Source organism: Polyangium sp. 15x6 (genome assembly GCF_029960785.1).
Classification (GTDB): Bacteria; Myxococcota_A; Polyangia; order Polyangiales; family Polyangiaceae; genus Polyangium.
In genome coordinates this window covers 39584-61085 of the sequence record NZ_JASBQE010000050.1, presented here as the reverse complement: position 1 = coordinate 61085, position 21502 = coordinate 39584, and the positions used below count along the sequence as shown (strand labels likewise).

Sequence of the window (21502 nt, the reverse complement as noted above, 5' to 3'; positions counted from 1 at the left end):
GGGGCGCACGGACGCGCGGATGGGCCCGTCAGCGGCGCCTGGTCGAGGCGCGCCGCGCGCGACGGAACAGACCGCCGAGGCCGAGCCCGAGCGCCACCACGAGGGCGGACGGGCCGGGCGTTCGGCCCGAAGCGCCGCAGCCGCCGAACGCTTGGGGCTCGGGCGTCGTGGGTTTCACCGGCGGATCCGGATGCAGGACCACGGGCGGATCGACGTGTGTGAATTGGCCTTTGTCATCAACGGAAGCGTTGATCGTGGTCAGCGCCGGATTGCCCCCGGAGTCGAGCACGGAGACGACCACCTTGATCTTCTTGCCAAAGAGCGCGGGCGGGGGCGTCATCGAGAGCTCGGCCTTGCCCGTGAGTCCATCGAAGAGCCCCTCCCCGACGAAGAGCTCCTCCGAGGATTCGACCGCCGCCTCGTGCATGCGGACGAGCCAGTGGTCGAGCGCGAGGTCGTCCGAGGCATCGAAGGCGACGTGCATGGTCGTACCCTCGACCGTCGCCGCGACATCGAGCGTGGGGGCCTTGCCGTCCTCGACGACGACGGGCCCCGAAAAGACGTCCGGGCTCGCGCCGTTCGGGCCGATCGCGCGCACGGCCACGCGGTACGGGCGATCGGCGAGCGCGCCCGTGAGGTCGAGCGAAATCGAGGTCCCGGAAGCGGTCCTGTAGGCCGGGGACCAGAGGGCCTGCTCGTCCGGGCCGACGAGCGCGTATTCGTAGCTCTTCGCCTCGGGGACCTGTGCGAACACGACCGTGACCGCCTCGCCGGGCTTGACGACGTGCGGCGCATCATACGGCGGGCCATCGTCTGTCCCGCCAAACATGATCGAGCTCGGCGCGAGGCAGCCGGGGACGTCGATATGGTGGATGTAGCCGTCCGCGACGCCCACCATGATCTCGTCCGCGCCGTCGCCGTCGGTGTCGCCCACGACGGGCTCCGCCACCGAGCCGCCGAGGAACTTCGACCAGCGGAGATCGAGCGTGCAGGCGTCGAGGGCATAGAGGTATCCGTCCGAGGAGCCCGCGAGAATGGCGGGGCCGCCCGGGCCGAGCGAGGCGACGGAGGAGACGTTCGAGAGCTCGCCGGGGCGCTTGCCCGCGGCGAGCGCCGCGTCCACGGTGGGGAACGCGCTGCCGCCAGCGAGCGTGCGGGCGCCGAGGAGCGCGCCGGTCGCGCCGTCGAAGGCGCGAAGCGTGGGGGAGAGGACGGCGGGCGTGACGAACCGCGCGGCATTGCCGCAAACCACGCGCGCGCCGGCCATTCCATTGACCTGCTCGGGGCTCTCCGCTTGCCACGCGGTGCCGAGGTCCGCCTGGAGGAGCCGCGGCGCGGCCCCGCCCGCCTGGAGCAGGAGCTCGGGCCCGGGCCCGCCCTGGAACGAGGCGACCATGGGGAGCGCATACCACATGTAATTGCCCGGCGTCGTGGTGACGAGGCCCGTCGCGGCGTCGCGCGCGTTCAAGCCGTCGTTCATCGAATACCACGCGTCCGTACCGTCGCCATCGAGGTCGCCGACGCCCGATCCGAAGAAGCCGCCGTAGGGCAATGGTTCGCCCTGCCAAACGAGGCTGCCGGTGGTGAAATCGACGGCGGACTGGACGATCTGCACGCCCTCGATGCGCCAGTCGAGGCCGACGCGCGGGGCGCTCTGGCCCTGCACGCGGAGCGGCAAGGGCGTGCCGTGAGGCGCGCCGGGGCCGAGGTCGACGGCGCCGAGGGAGGCGCCGTCCTCGGAGCGCCGCGCCACGAGGGCGCTGCCTTCCACGCCGATGACGGCCATCCCGAGCGAATCGAGGTCCACGATGCTCGCCGCCTGCATGCCGGGCTGAATGAAGCGCGGCAGCGGAGGGACGATGAGCGAGGCGAAGCGCGCGTCGCCGACGTAGAGGCCGAGCGGCGAGCCCGGCAGGACCACGAACGGCCCGAGGTCGTCGCTCCCGACGAGCGGCCCGCCCACGGCGCCCCCTCTCGGCTGCATCCCGCCGCCGACGAGCGAGCCGGTCGCCTTGCCGCCCCAGAATACGATGCCGTTCGTCCCCTGCAGGGTTTGTCCGAGCACGACGATCGTGCCCGCGGTCGTGCCGACGGCGACCTGCGGATACGGCCGCGTGGAGAAATCGGCCCCGAAGACGCCGGTCACGTCGCCGACGAGCGGGACGTGCTCGCCGATCTTCGTCGCGCCCGAGGCGCCGACCGCGTATCCCTGGATGTCCCGGAAGGTCTGCGGAATCGGGAGGGCCTCGTAGGGCAGATCGGATTTGGGCCTGCCGACGAGGAGCGCCGGGGTTTGTCCCGGCCGCGGGAGCACGGCGAGGCGAAGCTCGAGCGGGCCCCTCTGCCCGCGCGCCGGGTCGGGCATCGAATGGGCGCGCACGCCGGGAATCGGGCCGGCCAGGGACGAGAGGGCATTGCCGTCGAAATGGTGGACCGAGAGACCCGCCGCGGTCGCGGTGACGAGCTCCGCGCCGGCCGTCGCGTCGAGGTCGGCGGCGCCTTCGAAGCGCGCGCCCGGGAGCACGGCGACGGTCGTGCCCGCCGCGCCCTTCAGGATCTCGGTGGTGAACGGGGACGCGGCGGTCGCGCGGTGCGAGAAGACGAGCTCGTCGATACCGTCGCCGTCGAGGTCCTTGGCGACGTCGGCGAGCGCGACCATTTCGGCGTCGTATCCGGCGCTCTTCCGCTGGAAGAGCAACGTCCCGGCCTTCGTCTGCGGATCGAATTTGAACACCGTGATCCCCGGCGGGCCGACCTTCGCCGCGACCTGGCCGTGCGGTTGCACGACGACGAGCTCCTTGCCCGGCAAACCGTCGATCTCGGCCGCGAGCGCATACGCCTGCGAGAAAGGTTTGTCCGAGGCGCCGGGCACCCCGACCGTGGTCACGGTCTGGCCGTCCTTGCCGCTCACGATCACGATCTCGGAGGGCGAGGTGAGCACGATCTCGGGCAAACCATCGTCGTCGAGGTCGAGGATCGTGTCCGTGCCGGTGTGCGAGGGCGGCGGCGACGCATTCGCCGGGCGCATCCAGAGCGCGCCGCCCGTGCCAAACCCGCCCGCGAACGAGAAAGCGCCCGCCGTCATGGTGCCGGGCGTCGCGCAACCCGAGCATTCGTCGATGTAAACGTCGGACAAACCATCGCCGTCGAGATCGGTCACGCGGACGGCCGCGGGCGAGCGGAACTCGCCGAGCGGCGAGCTCCAGAGGAGCTTGCCCGTCGCGCCGTCGAGGACGTGTGCGCGTGTGTCGGTGCGGACCACGACCTCGCTCCCGCCATCGCCGTCGAGATCGGTGAAGGCCTCGACCGCGCCGATGCCGAGGATGTCGCTCTTCCAGAGCGTCGCCCCCGAGACGCCGTGCTTGGCGATGAAGCGACCGCCGGCGGCCACGACGAACTGCGAGACATGGTCGAGGCCGAAGCGCGCGACGCGGCCCGTCGGGCGGCCGCCCATGTACGCGCGCCAGGTGACGACGGGCTCGACCACCGGCACGTTTCCCGCCGATGCGCCGGTACGCGCGGCGTCATGGCGCGAGACGGGCCAGGTATCGGCTTCGGCGCGGCCAGGCGAAAGTCCCCCCGCGAGAACGACGAGCGCGCCGAGCAAGGCAGCACGAGACGAGCAGCGCATGACTCCTCCCTTCAAATGGGTGGATCTTGGTTGTTTGGCGGGCCTTCCACATTCAAGCGCGCCGTGCGAGGGCACTTCAACGCGGCGGGGCTCCGTGCTAGGCCTCGCGCGTGCCGTTTTCGCGCATCCTCGGCCAGGACGAGGCCATCCGGACCCTCGTGCGGGCCCTCGAGAGCGGGCGTGTCCACCACGCCTACCGCTTCGAAGGGCCCGACGGCGTGGGCAAGGAGATGGCCGCCTTCGCGCTGGCGCAGGCGCTCGTGTGCACCGGCGGCGACAAGCTCGGCTGCGGGCGATGCGACGCCTGCCAGCGCGCCGTGACGCTCGGGGCCGACCGCCCCGAGGTGCCGAAGCACCCGGACGTGATCCTCGTCGAGCGCGGGCTCTACCCGGCGGCGACGCTCGGCAAGAGCTCCGAGGAGGTGCAAGGGATCTCGGTGGAGCAGGTGCGCCGCATCGTGCTCCCCCACGCCTCCTACCCGCCCCACGAGGGCCGCGCGCGGATCTTCATCATCCGAAGGGCCGAGGAGATCACGGTGCAAGCCGCGAACGCGCTGCTCAAGACGCTGGAAGAGCCGCGGCAAGGGACGCACTTCGTGCTGCTCACGTCGCGGCCGGATCGCATGCTCGACACGATCCGATCCCGCACGCTGAAGATCCGCTTCGGGCCGCTCTCGGACGCCGTGCTGCACAAGATCCTCGATGCGAACGGGATGCCCGCGGGCCAGCAGGATCTCGCGATCGAGCTCGCCGCCGGGAGCGCGGCCGCGGCGCTCGCTCTCGCCGACGCCGAGCGCACGGCGGCGCGCGACGAGTTCGTCACGTCGATGCTCTCGGCCGTGGCGGCGCCGGATCTCGGGCCGGCGGTGGCGCTCGCGGAGGCGCTCGACACGAAGGACAAGGAGCGGCTGCGCGACGACCTGCGCGCCCTCGGCGCGGCGCTCGCCCGTTCGGCGCGTGGTCGCGCGGCGAGTGATCCGCGCGCGTCCGTGATCGACGCCCGGCGCTACGAGTTCGTGCTCCGCACGATCGGCTACCTCGAGCGGAACGCGTCGCCGAACCTGTCGATCATCCAGCTCGTGTCGGAGCTGCGCGACGCGATGCCTTGATCAGCCCTCGTCGCCCACGCGGCCCATGCGGTCGTACTCGCCTTCGTCGAGGCGGCGACCGGCCCACGCGAGGGACTTGCCTTCGCTCGTGACGACGAGCGCGACCTCGCGGCCGCCTGCCTCGTACATGGCGAGGATGCCCGACGGGCCGACCGTCGGCGCGCCCTGGCCGAGACGCTCGAACGTCACGGGCAAACGGCTCCGGCGTTGCATCGCCATGCCTCGGATTTCGAGCGTCCCCGGCGGCTCGGGCGGGGTGTCCACGGCCTCCGGGCTGAGCCAGAGGGCCGTGCGCGCGGCCGCCGGGAAGAGCGCCACGGCGTGGTGCGCGAGGCCCTCGGGCGCCACGAAGATCACGGCGGCGAGCGCTTGCTCCCGCGCCACGATCGCGCCCGCGAGCCAGCGCTCGTCGCCCTCCGCGGAGACGACGTCGCCGAGCGCGAACGCGAGCCCCTCGAGCGGATCGGCGGGCGCGGGCGCCTTCAGCGCGCGAGGCTTCTTCTTGTCGCCCAGCGCCTTGGTCTCGTCCGGACCTTCGAGTTCGCGCGCGCTCTCGCGGCGCCGGCTCGCGAGGTAGCCGAGGGACGCGGCCACGGCGGCCGTGAGGGCGATGGCGACGAGGCTCATGCGTTCTCCGTTCGGGGCGTCGTGCCGAGGATCGCCTCGTGCAGCGTCCGCGCGCGCCCCGTCGCCTCGGCGAGCCCCGCGTCCCCGCTCGCGATCGGCAAGAGCGCGCCGATGACCGCCGCGCCGTCGACGACGGCGCCCACCGCGGCCGCGTTCTCCAGCGTGATCCCGCCGATCGCTACGAGCGGACGCGCATACCCGAGCGAGCGCGCGTGCTCGGCGAGGGCCGCGAGGCGCGAAAGGCCGATCGGCGGCTCGGCGTCGTCTTTGTTTTGTGTCCCAAAGACTGGACCGATGCCGAGGTAGTCCGCGCCGTCGGCGATGCCGGCTTCGATTTGAGCCTCGTCGTACGTCGACAGTCCCACGGTGAACGACGCGCCCGTCCGCGCCGCGAGCGCGCGCACGAGCGGTACGGGCAGATCCGTTTGACCTACATGGATCCCCGGGCAGCCCGTGAGCAGCGCGAGGTCGGGCCGATCGTTCGCGTAGAGCGGGACGGAGGCGCGCGCGGCGAGCTTCGTGAGCTCGGCGAGGAGCGCGAGCGTGCGCCGCACGCCCGAGGTTTTGTCGCGGAGCTGGATCGCGGCGGGGCGGGCGGCGAGCACCGCCTCGGCGAAGGCGACGACGTCGATTCCGCGCCGGTCGAGCGCGGCGGTGTCCACGATGGCGTACAGACCTCGCATGCGGGCGCTCATTTGTACGCTAAGGTTGACGCCCTCGGAAGGAAAGCGGAAAGCCGCCTCTCGACCGACGCCGGAGCTCCCGTTGATACGACCCTCGCGCGCTTCCCTCCTCGCCTCGCTGTTCTGCCTCTCGAGCCTCGTCTTGCCGAGCGCCCACGCGGCGCCGCCCGCGAAGCCCGCGAAGGCCCAGAAAGCGCCCGAGCCGCCGCCGCTCCCGCCCGCGCAAGCGCGCCTCTGGATCGTCGCGCCGACGATGACGGGGCCGTGGACGATGCGGATCGACAACGAGGGCACGGTCCCCTTGCGCGTGCCCGCCGATCCGCGGCTGCTCCGGTTCGAGATCGAGATCGAAGGCGAGAAGAAGCCCACGACGTGCGAGCTGCCGAAGGCGCTCAAGCCGTCGAGCTTCCCCGAGAGCCGCGCGCTTCTGCTCGGCCCGGGGCAGTCGTACGTCGAGCCCTTCGAGCCGCGGCTCTTCTGCTTCGGCAAGGCCGCGGACGCGCTCCGGCCGGGCGTCACGTTGCACGCGCGCCTCGGCTGGGATCCGCCGAAGAAGACCTCGAAGAAGCCGCCCGAGCCGCCCTTCGCCGCCGAGAGCACCGAGCGCGAGCCCACGGTCGCTCCGCAGCCGCAGATCGTCGCGCCCGCGATCGTGCTCGGCGAGAGCCCGCCTCCGCCGCTGCAGGCCACGAACGGCAGCACGAACGGAACGAAGCCTGCGGACGGCAAGCCGGCCGCGACCGCGCCGATCGTCGACGAGCGCGCCGGCAAGCTCGAAATCACGGCCGACGCGTGGAAGGACGTGGCCGCGCCGAACGGGGTCTCGCTGACGGTGACCGCGAAAAACGCGGGGCTCCGGCCGATCTTCGTGGCGCTGCGGCCGTGGATGCTCTCGTTCCGCGTCGACGGGCCTTACGGGCACACGAAGAGTTGCCTCGGCGATCCGCCGCGCGGGCTGCCGCGCGACGCGTTCCGGAGCTTGAAGCCCGGCGCCTCGACCTCGTTCACCATCCTGCTCCACGAGGTCTGCCCGCGCGGCACGTTCCCGCGCCCGGGCCTCTACCGCGTGCACACCACGCTGAACGCCGGCGAGACCGTCGAGGGCGCCGAGGCCTACACGGCCGAGGTCTTCACGAAGACGCCCACGCTCCTCCGCCTCGCGTCCGCGCCCGAGCCCTTCTTCGCCGAGCCGCCCAAGGCCCTGCCCCCGCCTCCGCCGCCGCCCGCGGATACCTCCGCGTCCCCCGACGCGCCGCAATCCCCCGAGACGACGCCGTCCGCTGCGCCTGCCGCGCCTTCGGCGCCGGCTCCGGCCGATAAGTAAAACCCCCCCGCTCGGCCCCCCCGGCCGAGGCGTTACTTGTTCACGGGAATGCGGATCACGAGGCCACCCATGAGATCGCCTTCCTTGAAGTCCTTGCGCGGGCTGTCGGCGTGCTCGTTGTGGCAATTCGCGCACGCGGCGGCGACGGCCTTGTCCGGATAAACCGCGGTGAAATAGGTCTTGTCCGCGATTTTCTCCTCCGTGTAGTAGTTCTTGCCCGGGTTCTCCGCGACGAACTTGAGGCCCGCCTTCTCGGCGTCCGTCTTGGCCTTGTTCTGCTGGTTGATCGGCCACATCGAGAGGAGCGCGTAGGAGAAGTTCGAGTTCGTCTTCTGCGCGTGCTCGGCTCCCATGCGCAGCATCTGCGCCGGCAGCGGGAGCGTCTTCTCTTCCTTGAACCGCTCGGTCGCCTTGATCGCGTTCTCCTTCACGAGGCGATCGACGACCTGGCCCGCGTAGGTCGCGCGATCGGCCGCGATGACGGCGTAGAGCGCGTCCGCCATCTGCTGCGGCTGGATGCCCCCGCCGCCGCCACCACCCTGGCTACCGCAGCCGAACGCCGTCACGCCGGCGAGGGCCACGGCGCCGCACAACATCGCGCCCGCCTTCGAGTGTCCCATCTTCACGTCGTCCTTCTCCTTGCTCAGCGCTTCCCCGGCGCTGCGCGCTTCTCGACCATGTCCACGCTCGCCACGTGTTTCTTCGGGCGACCGGCGAAGTTGTGCCGGACGAGCTCCGGGTCCGCGACCGCGTCGAGCGAGAAGCCCACGCCGTGGCAGCTCGCGCAGACGTTGCGGACCATCTTCTCGCTCGGCCTCAAGTTGTCGTTCTGGTTGTGCTGCACCACGACAGCTCCACTCGACGACTTCTCGCGGGGCATGTGGCACGTTGCACACGATACACCCGTCCCGGGCGGAGCCGTGCGGTTTATCTCGGCCTCCCACAACTTGAAGTGCGGCGACCGCTGGTAGGACCGGCTGTGTTCGTCGTCGTGGCATCCGAGGCACGAGTCCACGGCCGCTTTCCGGGCATTCACGGAGTGCCCGCCGTGGCAGCTCTCACAGCCGACCTCGAGCTCCTTGGCCTCGGCCCGCATGGGCAAACGCGCGAGGGCCGGGCTCATCGGGCCGAGGCCCGCGGCGACGCGCATTCCGTGCTTCCCCAGGCCAAACCCCTTGTTTTGTTCGGCATGGCAGCCCGCGCAGATCGTCAGCGGGGGTTTGTTCACCCAGGCGAGGCCCTGCGTTCCGCCGTGACAACCGGAGCAGTTGATGCCCGCGCGCGCGTGCGCCGACTCCTCCCACTCCGAGACGAGCGCCGCCGAGAACGCCACCGTGCGCGGCGCGTCCTGATCCTTGCCGGCGAGCGACTTCGGCCCCTTCGCGACCGTCGCGACCCCGCGCGGCAAGACCTTCGCCGACGCGAGCAAGAAGGGCTCGCCGAGGTGCTTCTTCAGGTAGTCTTCCCAGAGCACGCGGTTGTCGTGGTAGTTGTGGCAGCCCGCGTCGCTGCACGTGGTAAACGACATCCCCGCGTGGCTCGGCCGCTCGGTGCCGACGTCTTCGTGGCACGTGACGCAGAAATCCACGGGGAGCGTGTAGCCCTCGCGGTGCGTCCCCTCGGGCCAGTGCTCGACGTGGCACGTGACGCAGCGGCGCGCGTCGATCTTTTCGAGGTTGCCGGCGTTGCGCGGGTCGTTGAACTTCGAGGCCGGATGCGAGTCGGCCGCGGTGCGCTGTTCGCCGTGGCAATTCGTGCAAGCGTCGTCCTTCACGCCGCCGAACGGGGTATGGCAGGACGCACACGCCATTTCGATTTGATGATGCCCGTGGGACGTCTGATCGGGCAAATAGAGCGTCTGGTCCTTTGAGGTGAACCGGAAGGCCCCGAAGCCGCCCACGAGCCCCGTGAGCAGGAGCCAGGCCAAGATCGAGGTACGCGTGCTCATCAGCAGGCCCGCCTCTCAGTAGTAGTACACGGCAAGCACATGGAGGGCGATCAGGATCGGCAACGGCCAGGTCAGGAGGAGGTGAACGTAGGAAGCCCGCAAACGACGGTCCCGCGCGACGAGGGGGCTCCACCGGGAGCTCACCGCGAACACGCCCCCCGCGAGCGCCCCGAGGAGCACCACGGCGAGAAAGTCGATCGCCAGGACGAGGTTGATCCGGGTCCCCGCGGAGAGGCCCGTGTGCAGGAAAAACAAGAGCATGGTCGCCGCGCCGAGGACCGCGTGGACCGTGCGCCAGACGGGCACGTCCGCGGACCGGAACCGCTTCCAGCGCTTGCGCAGCGAGACGCCGAGGCTCGCCACCGCGAGCCCGACGAGGGCGTAGCCGCTCACCTGCTTCGCGATCCCCGGACGCAGGAGCACGTCCAGGAAGACGCCCGTCCGGACGGAGCGCGAGGGGGTGAGCGAGGGGGCGAGGACCAGCACGAGGACCCAGGATAAAGCGACGACCGACGCAACGAGGAGAATCTTGCGACCGCGCTCCGGCGGAGCCTGGATCGAAGGCGCGATCGAGGGCCGCACCGGCGGCACCGAGGGGGTCTGGAGCGCGCCCGGCGGTATGCTGAGGCGCTTCGGAGGCACCCAGCTCCGCCGGGACATCGGCGCCCGATCCACGGCGGCGAGGCCCGGCGTGACGCTCGGCGTGAGCCCGTCACGCGAGACCGCGAGGACCCCGGCGATCTCGCCCTCGTCGACGCTCGCGAGGAGCGAGATGCGCGAGTAGCGGGTCGAGGAGCTCTCCTTGCGCTCGTCGATGTCGATGAGGCCCTCCATCGCGGAGAGCCGGCGCGCCGAGGAGGGCGGCACGTCCGAGGAGGCCGCGAAGAGGGGCGGCTCGATGATGGGCAAGGGGGCGAGCCTCGGCAAGGGCTCGTCGACCGAGATGATGGCCACGTCCGAGGGCGGGAGGATGACGCCGCTGGAGATCGGGCGCGACGAGGTCGGCGGCGCGGACGAGGGCGGGACCGCGTGGGAAGAAGGCGGCGGCAAGATGGACATGACGCGCACCGAGCCGGCCGGCGGGGTCGATCTGCGGATCGGGCCCTCGGCGGTGGCGCGCGCGGCGAGGCCGAGGACGAGGCCGGTCGCGGGCGTCTCGGGGAGCGAAGGCGGGAGCGCCTCGCCGCCGAGCCCGATGAGCGCGATGCCCGCCGGCGGGGTCGAGGTGCGGCGCGGGGTGCGCGGCGTGATCGCGATGCCCGAGGGCGGCGTGATCGAGGACGCGCGGACCGAAGGAGGCGCTTGGGCCTCCAAGGAACGCGGTGATCGCGGCACGACCGCAATGCCCGTGGGCGGCGTCGGCGCGGCGTCGTCCCGGCGAACCGGATCGAGCGCGAGGCGCGGCGAGCGCGGCGCGAGCTCGGTGCCCGTCGGCGGCGTCTTCACGGCCTCGCGGAGCGTGGTCTCCCCGAGTGTCGGTTTCGAGCGCGGCGCGATCTCGGTGCCGGCCGGCGGCGTCTCCGACGCGAGCGCGACGCCACGACGCGCGACGGGCGCTTCCTCCGGCGCTTCGAGCGCCTCGAAGGAAGCGGCGACGAAGTTCGCGGCTTGGATCGCCTCGGCCGGCGAAGACGGCGGGATCGACGAACGGAGCGTGCTCGGCGGCGGCAGGTCCACGGCGACGCGCGAGGAGGAGAGCGTCGCGCTGCGCATCGACACGGGGCCCGCGTCGCCTTCGTCCTCGGCCGGCGCGTGGATCATGCGGCCCCGCACGGACATCGGCGCCGGCTCGATGTCCTCGTCGTCCTCGACCACCACGGGCGCGAGGGGCGTCACGCTCCAGAGGCCGAGGCCCTGCGCGCTCGCGAGCTCCGGCGGCCGATCCGTGATGGTGATCGAGAAGCGGCGCGAGGCCGGCGCGATGTCGCGGACCGAGGGCTGTGCGAGCTCGAGCCCCGCGAGGGCCTCGAGCGACGACGGGATGCCATCGCGGCGCGAGCGCGGCGCGTCGCTGCCCGTCGACGACGGCACGGTGGCGAGCGACGAAGGCGGGATGACGCTCGTGCGTCTCGACGACTCGAGCCGCGACGAGGGCGAGAGCTCGCCGCGACGGCTCCGCGGCCCCTCCCCGCGCCGCGACCGGGGCCCGCCGTCGCCGCGACGGCTCCGCGGCCCCTCACGCCACGACGTGGGCATCGGCTCGAAGACGCTCACGGGTCCGTCCTGGCCGAGCAGCTCCGCGAGCAGCGGCTTGCACGAACCGCAGAGCGTGCCCGCGCCCGTCTTCGTCCCGAGCGCCTCGACCGACGCACACCCGCCCTCGATCGCCAGCGCGAGCGCGCCGCGCGTCACCCGCACGCAGCCGCAGACGATCGCCTCGGCCGGCCACTCCGTGACGGGCGAGGACTCGGACTTCGGCCACAGGTTGCCCGTGCCGCGGAACCTGCGCATGTCCCAGAACGAGAGCGGCAGCGGCGCCTTGAGCAGCTCCCGGATGCGGTCGAGGTTCTCCCACTCGCCCACGGTCACCGCGCCGATGAGCCGCCCGTCGCGGATCACGAGCTTGCGGTAGACGCCGCCGCCGCTGAACACGAGCGCGTTGCCGCCGAGGCGCTGATCGCCATCGTGCTCGCCGAGCGCCGCGACGGTCTCGCCCATCAGCTTGAGCTTCGCCGAGGTGTCGGCGCCCTCGAACTTGCGCTCGGCGCCGAGCAGGTTCGCCGCGGCCACGTCGACCATCTGGTAGCCCGGCAAGACGAGCCCGTACGTCGTGCCCTGGTGCGACGCGCACTCGCCGACGGCGAAGATCTGCTCATCGGGCATGCGCGTCTTCCGATCGATCGCCTGCAGCCGGTCATCGACCACGATCCCGCCGTCGCCGGCCATCTGCAGGCCCGCCGCTTTCGCGAGCTCGCCCCGCGGGCGCACGCCGGCCGCGAAGATCACCATGCCGACGATGAGCGTCTCGCCGTCGTCGAAGTGCAGGCGCAGCGCCATCGCAGGGGCGACGTCCTCGCCCTCGGCCTCGGGCTCGTCCGGGGAGCGCGGGGCAAGGGGACGGGACACGCCGTCGTCGCCGTACGCGCCGCCGGGTGGATCGAGCGAGACCTGCTCGATCCGGAGCAGCTTCTTCCCGCACCGGACCTTCACGCCCATCCGCTCGACCTTGTCGCGCAGGACCGCGCCGCCGTCGGCGTCGAGCTGCCGCGGCATGAGGTAGGGCGAGACCTCGACGACGTGCACGTCGAGCTCGAGATCGTAGACCGCCTTCGCCGCTTCCAGCCCGAGCAGGCCTCCGCCGATCACGGCGGCGCTCGTCGTCGGCGCGAAATCGCACGCGTACTCCTCGATGTCGGCGACGTCGTCGAGCGTGCGGTAGACGAAGACGCCTGGCAGATCGGCGCCCTCGATCGGCGGGACGAACGGGCGCGACCCGGTGGCGAAGACGAGGCGGTTGTACTCGACGCGCAGGCCCGAGCGTGAGCGCACCACGCTCTGCTCGCGATCGACCTCGACGATCGGATCGCCGAGGTAGAGCTCGATCCCGTTTTGCTGGTACCAGCTCTCGGGCGAGAGCGAGAACGTCGAGAGCGGGCGCCCGGCGAAGTACTCCGTGAGGTGCACGCGGTCGTAGGCCGGCACCGCTTCCTCGCCGAACACGAGGATGCGGATCTCGTCGTTCGCGCCGTACTCCACCATTCGCTGGCAGAGCTTCCAGCCGACCATCCCGTTGCCGATGATCACCAGGGTCTGGGACTGGTCGCTCAGATCCACCGTCGGTCTCCGCTCACCTCTACCCTCGGTCCTCGTGGCGGCGCTCGGCCCTTATACTCCATCCCCGTATTTCCCGGACGGAAGCGAAGGCTCGAAAAGACCACGCAAGCCGAATGGACAAGCGATGCGGCCCACGAAAATGGACCGCATTCCGCGCTCCCCTCCCTTGCCCGCGCCGCGAGGCATCGAGCCAGGCTGGGCTCGCCGCGCCGGTCATGCAACCCGAACCGCAAGCGCCCGGCGTGGGAGCAAGTTCCGGCATCGAGGCGTCAATCAATCGACGGACGGAACCGTGGCGTTCACCCAGGTGGCGACGCCCCGCGCGGCCGCGGGCGCCCGGAACGCCGCTGCCGACAGCTCGCGTTGCATGCAGTTTGCCGCGGCCTCGTAGCGCGCCTCCGTGCCGCTCGCGCTGATCGACGAGGGCACGATGTAGCCGTCCACGTCGATCTTGAAACGAAGCACGATCGTGTCGGGCGGCAGGATCTTGCCATCGGCGCCGCGGCAACGCGTGACGAGCGGGTAATAAAGCTGCGCGCGCGCTGCGCGCTCCACGGCCGGCGACGGGATCCCCTCGTGCACGTCGGGGCTCCCCTCCTGGATCTGGATTCGTTTGGCCATCCGCGGCGCGGCTACCTCGAGGCGACTGCCTGGGCCTTCGGGCGCGCCTTCCGTCTCGTCGCGGACGCCCGTCTCCGTACCGACGAGCGTCCCTCCGTCCGGCCCCGTCGGCGGAGCGGACGACTTCGGCGCGGCGGCGAGGATCTCCTCGAGCACGCCCGGCACGGGCGCCTTCGCGACGGGCGCGCCGCCGTCCTCGGGCTCGGCGAGCGGCAGGCGCGCGGCGACCTCGGGCGAGAACACGGACGAGGCAGCGCGTGGCGGAGGCGCGGGCGCGGGCGCGGGCTCGCTCGTGCACGCGACGAGCGAGGCGCACAGCAGGGCCGTGAGCACGAGGCCTCCGTTCTGCTCTCTTCGCACCACGCGTAGGGTCTACCGAAAGCGCGCGGCTTGCAACGGGCGCCCTTGCTCGTCCGTCTTCGGGTAGCATCCGCGGCCCGTGCGCGATCTCTGGAGGATCCTCCGCGTCGTCCGTCGCTCCTTGCGAGGCGGCCCGCTCGTCGGCTTCGTCCTCGCGGCGGGCCTCGCGTCGCTCGCGGGCGTCATGGCCGGCGTCCTGCCGGGCCTCGTCGGCGTCGCGATCGGCGCGATCCAGGGGCGCCCCGCCTCGCCGAGCCCTGGCCTCGCGGGCCTGTTCGCGCGCCTCGTGTCGGGACAGAGCCCGTGGCTCGTCATCGTGGCGACGCTCGCGGCCGTGACGATCAGCGTGGGCGTCACGATGGCGCAGAGCCGCAAAGGCTCCGAGCTCTCGGCCGAGCTCACGGCGGCGCTCCGCGTGGAGCTCGTGCGCGCGGCGCTCTGGGCCTCTCCGCGCGACGTCGACGCGGCCGGTGCGCGCGCGCTCGCGCCCAAAGGCGGTCCGCCGGCGCCGCCCGGCGTGAAAGCGCCGGCCGTTCGTGGCTTCGAGGCCGTGAAGCTCGTCATCGCGCGCGACGCGGCGGCCGTATCGGATTTTGCCGTCGCGGTCATCACGGGCTTGCCCCAGGCGATCGTCACGCTCCTCGTCCTCGCGTTCGAGCTCGCGACGGGCGGCGCGTGGCCCGTGCTCGTGGGCACGGCGCTGCTCTTCGTGCTCTCGCGCGTGCTCTCCGATCGCGCCTCGCGCCGCGTGGGCGAGCGCATGCAGGCCATGCAGCGATCGGACACGGCGGTCTTCGGCTCGCTCGGCGAGATGCTCGCGGGCACCGAGGAGCTGCGCCTGCTCGGCGCGCGGCAAACGGCGCTCACCGAAGTCCAAGACGCGGCACATCGCGCGGCCGACGCGCGCCGGAGCTTTGCCGCTGCGCTCGCGGCGTCGGGGCAGATCAAGAGCGTGCTCACGGCGATGTCGCCGCTCGTCATCCTCATCGCGCTCCGCCTCTCGGGCCGCGTGTACGAGGCCGGCGACGTCGCGAAGCTCCTGCTCGTCACGCCGCTCCTGCTCGCGCGCTTCGAGGCGCTCGACGGCCTCCGCTCGGGCCTGCTCGAGCGCGCGCCGCTGCTCGCCTCGCTCCGTGATCTGCTCGCCTTGCCCCCGCACCCGCCCGAGCCCGAGAGCCCGCTCCCGCTCGCGGCGATCGCGAGCGACGAGGTCGTCCTCGATCACGTCGGCTACCGGCCCGAGGGCGCGAAGGACGACGTGCTCTGCGACCTCTCGCTTCGCATCCCCGCGGGCGCGGTGGTCGCGATCTGCGGCGCTTCGGGCTCGGGCAAGTCCACGCTCGTGCGCTTGCTCTTGCGGCTCGACGATCCGACGCGTGGCAAGATCGAGGTCGGCGGCGTCGACCTCACGCGCCTCTCGCCGCAAGGCCTCTCGCGCCTCTTCGCGGTGCTCGGCCAGGCGTCATTGCTCTTCGAGCGCAGCGTCGCGGAAAACCTCGCGCTCGGCCTCGCCGATCCGCCGGACGAGGCGGCGATGCGGCGCATCCTCGCGCGCGTGCGGCTCGACGATCTGGCCGAGGACAAGGGCGGCCGGGGGCTCGAGGCGGTCGTGCGCAAGGTGCCGCCGAACTTCTCGGGCGGCGAGCAGCGTCGAATCATGCTGGCGCGAATGCTCCTCCGCGACGCTCGCCTGCTCGTGCTCGACGAGCCGGAAGCGGGGCTGCCGGCGGCCACGGCGGAGGAGCTGCTCGGCAGCGTGGTCGAGCTCTCGGCCGGGCGGACGACGATTATCGTCACGCATGCGCCGCACCTCGTGAAATCGACGTTCAATGTGGTGCTCGACAAGGGCCGCATTGCGGCAATGGGCACACACGAGGAGCTCGTTCGGACTTCGGAGACCTATCGGGCGCTGCTTTCGGAGGGACAACGAAAACAAGCGGCGCCGCCGGGACCCGGCGGCCCAATGCCGGCCCCGCCTCCTCGCCCGCCGCATTGACGCACGCCTTTGCGGCGTGGTCCGCTTTGGCATGACCTCTGCGCGTGCGCAAACCCTCCTCTCCCTTGGGCTCCTCGGTTGCGCGACGACGGCGCTCGTGCCGCTCGGCTGCGGGGCCACGGTCCGACAACTGACGCAGCAGGACGACCGCCCGCGCGTCCCCGATGCCACCGCGGAGCGCCTACGCGAATGCGTGGATGAGTTCGGTGGTGACCTTTCGTGGGGATGGCAAATGGCCCGACGGATTTTTATGAATACCACCTCGGCCCCCTGCGGAAGCTGCGTGACGAGCTCCTGGCCCAACGAAGGGGCGAACCAATCCCGGGGAAGAGGACGCGGCGGATCGACGAGGCGCGCCGCAGTACCCCGGACGAAGACCAAACCCCTTGAACTCCGCGACAAGCTCGAAGCCCAGCGAAAGGGCCCATGACCACGCCCCGCGCAGGCCCTCCCGCCACAGGCCACCGTCAACCTCTTGACACCCTCCCCCACCCCCCGTAGCCTCGGCCGCCGTTCAAAAGGAGAAAGGGTCCCCTCTATGCGCCTCCCCGACGAAGATGCCGCTTTCAGCCACAACGTCCATTACGGCCGTTACGTCTCGCGGCGCCTCCGCCGGGCCCAGCGGGCCGCGCTCGCGGCCGACGTCGAGGCGGCGACACTCCTCGTCCTCCAGCGCGGTCGTGAATGGGAAGACGCGAAGGGCCCCGTGCAGGACGCGCGCGCCGATCGCGACGCGGCCGACGACGAGCTCGATTCCGTCGCGCAAGACGCACGAGCGAACCTCGCCGGGCGCAGCGCCGACGCCGTCAAGAAGGCGCCGTATACGCTCATCTTTCCCGATGGAATCGGATATTATACCGCCGCCCCCATCGATGAAGAAAAGAAGCGGTACGACGAGCTCCAGAAACGATTGACCGAGCACCTCCCCGCGAATGACGAGGTCCGAAAGGACGCCGTCCTGAAGATCGCCGCCGGCCTCGCCGCCTTCGACGCCTCCGAGAAAGCACTCGCCACGTCCCTGACCGCGGAGTCGCTCGCCTCGACCCGGCTCGACGCCGCCGAGGAGGCTTTTCGGCGCATCATGACCAAGGTGTATGGTCTGCTCGTCAGCGAGCTCGGAAAACCCGCCGCGGAGAAGTTCTTCCCCAAGCCGAGCGGCGCGAGGCGGAGGAAGGGCGGCGGCTCGGAGGGCTGAAGAACGAGCGTCCCCACCCGTCGGGATGACGCGCAAGAGCTCCGGAGGACGATCCGAACGCGTCGGGATGGCGCGCGAGAGCTCCGGAGGACGATCCGGACACGTCGGAATGGCGCGCGAGAGCTCCGGAGGGCGCTCCGGATGCGTCGGAATCGGGCGGGCGACCCCTGGAGACACATCCCCCCGGTTCGGAAGATAGCGTCCTGCCTTGGCATGCCTCCTGTACCCATGGGTGCTACGCCCCGCGTCCCCCAGACGATCGAGGCGAGAAGGCAAGTCCATGCAACAGACGTTCGTCCGCAAGCTCCGATTCTTCCTGATGATCCTCTCCCTGCTCCTCCTGATCCCCGCGGGCTCGGCGCTGGCCCTGCCGAGCGTGGGGCAATCGGCGCGGCGGGTCGTGGTCGAGGATCCGGACGGGCGCGTCATGGATCTCGCGTTTCCCCGGAAAAAGCCGATGCTCATTCTCTACGAGGATCGCAAGTCGGCGACGCAAAACCGGGCGCTCAAGGACGAGCTCAACAAGCTCTCGGACACGAAAGCCGAGGCGAAGCAGATCCAGTTCGTGGCCATTGCCGACACGAGCGATTACCGCTCCTGGCCGCTGCGCGGCTTCGCCGAGCGCTCCGTGCGCAAGAAGGCCGTGGAGGTCGGGCAGCCGATCTATTGCGACTGGGATGGCCAATTCCGGAGCGCGTATGGCCTGCGGCGCGGCGTGAGCAGCGTGATCCTCGTCGGCAAGGACGGGCGGGTCGAATATGCGGCGGAGGGAAAGCTCGACGCCCCGGCGCGGAGCAAGCTTTTCGCGCTCCTCTGGGCGCAAGTTCGCTGAGGCTTGCAGCGCATCCGCGGCTGTGAGATCAACGCCGGTATGAAAACGGCGCCTCCCTCCCGCCTTCCCCGCCGCACCTGGCTCTTGCTCTCGCTCGGGATCCTCGCGACCGCCGCGGGGTGCAAGGGCTCCGCGGAGGGCGGGGGCGCGGCGGCGGGCAAGGTCAAGCTCACGCTCAACTGGGTGCCCGAGCCGGAGTTCGGAGGGTTTTATGCCGCCCGCGAGGCGGGCGCGTACAAGCGCGCCGGTCTCGACGTGGACATCATGCCCGGCGGCGCGGGCGTGCCCGTCCTGCAGATGGTCGCGAACGGCCAGAGCGACTTCGGCGTCGTCGGCGCGGACGAGCTCATCATCGCCCGCGCCCGCGGCGCCGACGTGATCCCGGTCTTCGCCACGTACCAGACATTCCCGCAAGCCATCATGGTCCACGCGTCGCGCGGCGCGAAGAGCATGGCCGACGTCTTCCAATCCGGCACCCTCGCGATCGAGCCCGGCACCGCGTACGCCGCTTATCTCAAGAAGAAATACGGATTCGACAAGGTGAAGGTCGTTCCTTACGACGGCGGCGTCGCCCGGTTCGTGCTGGACAAGGAATACGCCCAGCAATGCTTCATCACGTCGGAGCCGATCGCGGCGCGGAAGAAGGGCGCGGAGCCGAAGGTCTTTCTCGTCGCCGACGAGGGATTCGACCCGTATGGCACGGTCATCATCACGCGCAAGGCGCTCTGGAAGGAGAACCCGGACAAGGTCCGCGCGTTCGTGCGCGCCTCGCGGGAAGGCTTGCGCGCCTACCTCGACGACCCGGCCCCCGCGAATGCGGTGATGCAAAAGCTCAATACGACCATGGACGCCGAGACGTTCGCCGCGGCGGCCGCGGCGCAGAAGCCGCTCGTCGAGAACCCGCAAACGAAGAAGCTCGGGATGATGACGCGCGAGCGCTGGGACACGCTCGGCAAGCAGCTGCTCGACCTCGGCATCATCGACAAGGTGCCGCCGCTCGACGAATACCTCGTCGCGCTCGAAGACTGATCCATCGAAAACAGGACGCCGGTGCCCGAGGGCGGGACGTCGCTCCCCCCGTGAGGGGGCATCCGCGCGTCGCGCATACGACGCCCCATGCGCGCCAAAGAAGACGCGTTCCGTCCGAACAGCACTCGTGCGCTGGATTGGTTGCGCGGGGCGACATTACGGATCACACACGCATACGTGGTTCCGCGAAAATCGATCGTGGAATGAAACACGCCGTCTGGGCTTGGTCGCTCGCCGGTCCTCTGGTAATGTCGGCGCTGGGATAGGGGGTGGATGAGGAGCGGGGGGCGATGCCCGAATTGTCTGCGCAAGATTTTTTCCGAGCAGCCGAGATTCCCGAAGGCGCCATCCTCTCCGGCAAGGAGCTGGAGACGGCGTTCTGGCAGATCAAAAAAATGCAGCGGGAGTCACAGCAGCAGCAAGCGTTCTGGAAATCGGTGAACGACTCGCTCTCGGACGCGTACCAAAAACTCGCTTCGTTCCAGAAGGAGCTCGAGTCGTCCCGGGAAGCGCTGCGTCAGGCCAACGAACGGCTCGAAGAAAAGGTGCGGGAGCGGACGCTGGAGCTCACCGACAAGCTCGCCAAGATCGAGGAGCAACAAGAGACCATCCGCGCGCTCTTCACGCCCGTCATCCAGGTCTGGGACCACATCCTCGTATTGCCCATCGTGGGCGGGCTCGACGCGCGTCGGGCCTCCGACATGATGGGCAGCTTGCTCGAAGCGGTCGTCGACACGCAAAGCACGTTCGTCGTTCTCGACCTCACCGGCGTCGACGACATGGACACCGAGACCGCCGATCACCTCGTCAAAATGAGCCGCGCCGCCCGCCTGCTCGGCACCTCTTGCCTGCTCTCGGGGCTCTCGCCGCGCGTCGCGAGCGCCCTCGTCGGGCTCGACGTCGGGCTCGGCGAGCTCCTCTCGTTCGGCAAGCTGCAGGCCGCGCTGCAATTCGCGCTCCGACGCCTCTCCAAACCCACCGGCCAGAGCGCCTAGCGCTTCGAAGGGAGGTCAAAGCCATGCCCGACATCCTGCTCGTCGAGGACAACGAAATGAATCGCGACATGCTCGCGCGCCGCCTCGGGCGCCGGGGGTTTTCGGTGCGGATCGCGGAGGACGGGGGGACCGGCATCCGCATGGTCGAGGAGGCGATCCCGGACCTCGTCCTGATGGATATGACCTTGCCGGACATCGACGGCCTGGAGGTCACGCGCAAGCTCAAGGCGGACGCGCGGACGCGCGCCGTGCCGATCATCGTGCTCACCGCGCGCGCCATGGCCGAGGACCGCGAGCACGCCTTCGCGGCCGGCGCGGACGATTACGATGTCAAACCCGTGGACATCGATCGCTTGCTCGGAAAGATGCGGGCGCTCCTCGAGAGGAAGGCGTCATGAGCCACCCCGATCGCCCCGATACATCGCCCCCGAGCCGTCCCGCGCCGAGCGAGGAGGAGCTGCGGCGCCTCGTCGCGCACCTTCGTCACGAATTGCGGACCTCGCTCACGGCCGTGATCGGATACAGCGAGGACCTCCTGGAGACGCTGGAGGGCCCCGAGGAGATCCGCGCCGAGCTCAAAGCCTTGCGCAGCGCCGGCGCGGCCGTGCTTTCGCTCGTGAACGAGCGCCTCGGCGCGGAGTCGCTGCGGGATCTGTCGGCCCTCACGTTGCCGCGCCTCGTGCGCGATCTCGGCGACGCCTGCGCCGAGCCCGCCTCGGCCATTGCGCCCCTCTGCGCGCGCCTCGTCGCCGCGGCCGAGGGCGCCGGGCATTACGCCCTCATCCCCACGCTTTGCCGCATTCAGGCGGCGGGGGTCATGCTGAACGATCTCCTCGCCGGCTACGCGCTCGATCTTTTGCCCCACGCGCCCAGGATCGGCGGAATGCCGAAGGCCGCGGATCCGGCGAGCGAGGCGCGCCTCTCCGAGGCGCCGTCCGCCGAGCGGGGCCGTATCTTGCTCGTCGACGACAACTCCGTCACCCGGGACGTGCTGCGCCAATGGCTCGTCCGAAAGGGGCACGACGTCGAGGAGGCGAACGGCGGCGAGCCGGCGCTCGAGCTCCTCCGGACGCGTGAATTCGATCTGGTCTTGCTCGACCTCGTCATGCCGGATCGGAGCGGCATCGAGGTGCTCGACGTCCTCCGGGCGGAGGGCCGCCTCGGGCGCTTTCCGATCATCGTGCTCTCCGCGCTCGACGAGTTCGACGGCGTGGTCTCGGCGCTCGAGCGCGGCGCCGACGATTACGTGACGAAGCCCTTCCACATGGTGCTGCTCCGTGCGCGGATCCGCATGGCCCTCGAGCTCCGGCGGCACCGCGAGCGCGAGCGCGCCTACCAGGGAATGCTGGCGGAGATCCAGGGCGCGCGCTGACGCCAC

At 70.8% G+C, this 21502-nt stretch carries 16 protein-coding genes; 9 read left to right on the top strand and 7 right to left on the bottom strand.

Going from position 1 to position 21502, the window contains the following annotated elements:
* Positions 1 to 28: 28 nt before the first annotated feature.
* Entirely contained in the window at positions 29 to 3631 is a 3603-nt protein-coding gene (locus QHF83_RS30915) for a VCBS repeat-containing protein (protein ID WP_282421579.1), read from the bottom strand.
* Positions 3632 to 3741: 110 nt separating this feature from the next.
* Between QHF83_RS30915 and QHF83_RS30910 the strand changes: the two genes are divergently transcribed.
* A complete protein-coding gene (locus tag QHF83_RS30910) occupies positions 3742 to 4740 on the top strand; it encodes a DNA polymerase III subunit delta' (RefSeq protein WP_282421578.1) in 999 nt (332 codons plus the stop codon).
* Here the strand turns inward: QHF83_RS30910 and QHF83_RS30905 are convergent, their stop codons facing one another.
* Together QHF83_RS30905 and QHF83_RS30900 are read right to left on the bottom strand one after the other, a co-directional pair.
* Positions 4741 to 5367, bottom strand: a complete 627-nt coding sequence (locus QHF83_RS30905; RefSeq protein WP_282421577.1) for a hypothetical protein — start codon at positions 5365 to 5367, stop codon at positions 4741 to 4743.
* The gene (locus tag QHF83_RS30900; RefSeq protein ID WP_282421576.1) at positions 5364 to 6050 is read right to left on the bottom strand and encodes a thiamine phosphate synthase; all 687 of its coding nucleotides are present in this window, start codon (positions 6048 to 6050) and stop codon (positions 5364 to 5366) included. The genes QHF83_RS30905 and QHF83_RS30900 overlap by 4 nt, the downstream gene beginning before the upstream one ends.
* Before the next feature lie 82 nt (positions 6051 to 6132).
* Here QHF83_RS30900 and QHF83_RS30895 point away from each other — a divergent pair, with 82 nt between their 5' ends.
* Positions 6133 to 7374 carry a hypothetical protein gene (locus QHF83_RS30895; protein WP_282421575.1) on the top strand — a complete coding sequence of 414 codons (1242 nt, stop codon included), beginning with the start codon at positions 6133 to 6135 and terminating at the stop codon, positions 7372 to 7374.
* Positions 7375 to 7406: 32 nt separating this feature from the next.
* Here the strand turns inward: QHF83_RS30895 and QHF83_RS30890 are convergent, their stop codons facing one another.
* The 4 genes from QHF83_RS30890 to QHF83_RS30875 form a co-directional block, all read right to left on the bottom strand.
* Positions 7407 to 7994, bottom strand: coding sequence for a DUF3365 domain-containing protein (locus tag QHF83_RS30890; protein WP_282421605.1), 588 nt, complete (start codon positions 7992 to 7994; stop codon positions 7407 to 7409).
* Between the two features lie 23 nt (positions 7995 to 8017).
* On the bottom strand, positions 8018 to 9322 hold the full coding sequence (locus tag QHF83_RS30885) for a cytochrome c3 family protein (RefSeq protein ID WP_282421574.1): 1305 nt from the start codon (positions 9320 to 9322) through the stop codon (positions 8018 to 8020).
* Between the two features lie 15 nt (positions 9323 to 9337).
* Entirely contained in the window at positions 9338 to 13096 is a 3759-nt protein-coding gene (locus tag QHF83_RS30880; RefSeq protein WP_282421573.1) for an FAD-dependent oxidoreductase, read from the bottom strand.
* Positions 13097 to 13369: 273 nt separating this feature from the next.
* On the bottom strand, positions 13370 to 14080 hold the full coding sequence (locus tag QHF83_RS30875) for a hypothetical protein (protein WP_282421572.1): 711 nt from the start codon (positions 14078 to 14080) through the stop codon (positions 13370 to 13372).
* 76 nt (positions 14081 to 14156) lie between these two features.
* Here QHF83_RS30875 and QHF83_RS30870 point away from each other — a divergent pair, with 76 nt between their 5' ends.
* The 7 genes from QHF83_RS30870 (at position 14157) to QHF83_RS30840 (ending at position 21496) form a co-directional block, all read left to right on the top strand.
* Positions 14157 to 16073: an ABC transporter ATP-binding protein gene (locus tag QHF83_RS30870; RefSeq protein WP_282421571.1), complete on the top strand. Its 1917-nt coding sequence runs from the start codon at positions 14157 to 14159 to the stop codon at positions 16071 to 16073.
* Between the two features lie 538 nt (positions 16074 to 16611).
* Positions 16612 to 17268, top strand: coding sequence for a hypothetical protein (locus QHF83_RS30865; protein ID WP_282421570.1), 657 nt, complete (start codon positions 16612 to 16614; stop codon positions 17266 to 17268).
* Positions 17269 to 17548: 280 nt separating this feature from the next.
* On the top strand, positions 17549 to 18100 hold the full coding sequence (locus tag QHF83_RS30860) for a YtfJ family protein (protein ID WP_282421569.1): 552 nt from the start codon (positions 17549 to 17551) through the stop codon (positions 18098 to 18100).
* A gap of 39 nt (positions 18101 to 18139) precedes the next feature.
* Positions 18140 to 19129, top strand: coding sequence for an ABC transporter substrate-binding protein (locus QHF83_RS30855; RefSeq protein ID WP_282421568.1), 990 nt, complete (start codon positions 18140 to 18142; stop codon positions 19127 to 19129).
* Positions 19130 to 19419: 290 nt separating this feature from the next.
* Positions 19420 to 20124, top strand: coding sequence for an STAS domain-containing protein (locus QHF83_RS30850; RefSeq protein ID WP_282421567.1), 705 nt, complete (start codon positions 19420 to 19422; stop codon positions 20122 to 20124).
* A 23-nt stretch (positions 20125 to 20147) separates the two neighbouring features.
* Positions 20148 to 20522, top strand: a complete 375-nt coding sequence (locus QHF83_RS30845; RefSeq protein ID WP_282421566.1) for a response regulator — start codon at positions 20148 to 20150, stop codon at positions 20520 to 20522.
* Positions 20519 to 21496, top strand: coding sequence for a response regulator (locus QHF83_RS30840; protein ID WP_282421565.1), 978 nt, complete (start codon positions 20519 to 20521; stop codon positions 21494 to 21496). The genes QHF83_RS30845 and QHF83_RS30840 overlap by 4 nt, the downstream gene beginning before the upstream one ends.
* Positions 21497 to 21502 lie beyond the last annotated feature (6 nt).

Coding starts and splice junctions, on each gene's coding strand:
- QHF83_RS30915 (WP_282421579.1), bottom strand. CDS start 3,631: ATGCGCTGCTCGTCTCGTGCTGCCTTGCTCGGCGCGCTCGTCGTTCTC.
- QHF83_RS30905 (WP_282421577.1), bottom strand. CDS start 5,367: ATGAGCCTCGTCGCCATCGCCCTCACGGCCGCCGTGGCCGCGTCCCTC.
- QHF83_RS30900 (WP_282421576.1), bottom strand. CDS start 6,050: ATGCGAGGTCTGTACGCCATCGTGGACACCGCCGCGCTCGACCGGCGC.
- QHF83_RS30890 (WP_282421605.1), bottom strand. CDS start 7,994: ATGGGACACTCGAAGGCGGGCGCGATGTTGTGCGGCGCCGTGGCCCTC.
- QHF83_RS30885 (WP_282421574.1), bottom strand. CDS start 9,322: ATGAGCACGCGTACCTCGATCTTGGCCTGGCTCCTGCTCACGGGGCTC.
- QHF83_RS30865 (WP_282421570.1), top strand. CDS start 16,612: ATGCGCCTCCCCGACGAAGATGCCGCTTTCAGCCACAACGTCCATTAC.
- QHF83_RS30860 (WP_282421569.1), top strand. CDS start 17,549: ATGCAACAGACGTTCGTCCGCAAGCTCCGATTCTTCCTGATGATCCTC.
- QHF83_RS30855 (WP_282421568.1), top strand. CDS start 18,140: ATGAAAACGGCGCCTCCCTCCCGCCTTCCCCGCCGCACCTGGCTCTTG.
- QHF83_RS30850 (WP_282421567.1), top strand. CDS start 19,420: ATGCCCGAATTGTCTGCGCAAGATTTTTTCCGAGCAGCCGAGATTCCC.
- QHF83_RS30845 (WP_282421566.1), top strand. CDS start 20,148: ATGCCCGACATCCTGCTCGTCGAGGACAACGAAATGAATCGCGACATG.
- QHF83_RS30840 (WP_282421565.1), top strand. CDS start 20,519: ATGAGCCACCCCGATCGCCCCGATACATCGCCCCCGAGCCGTCCCGCG.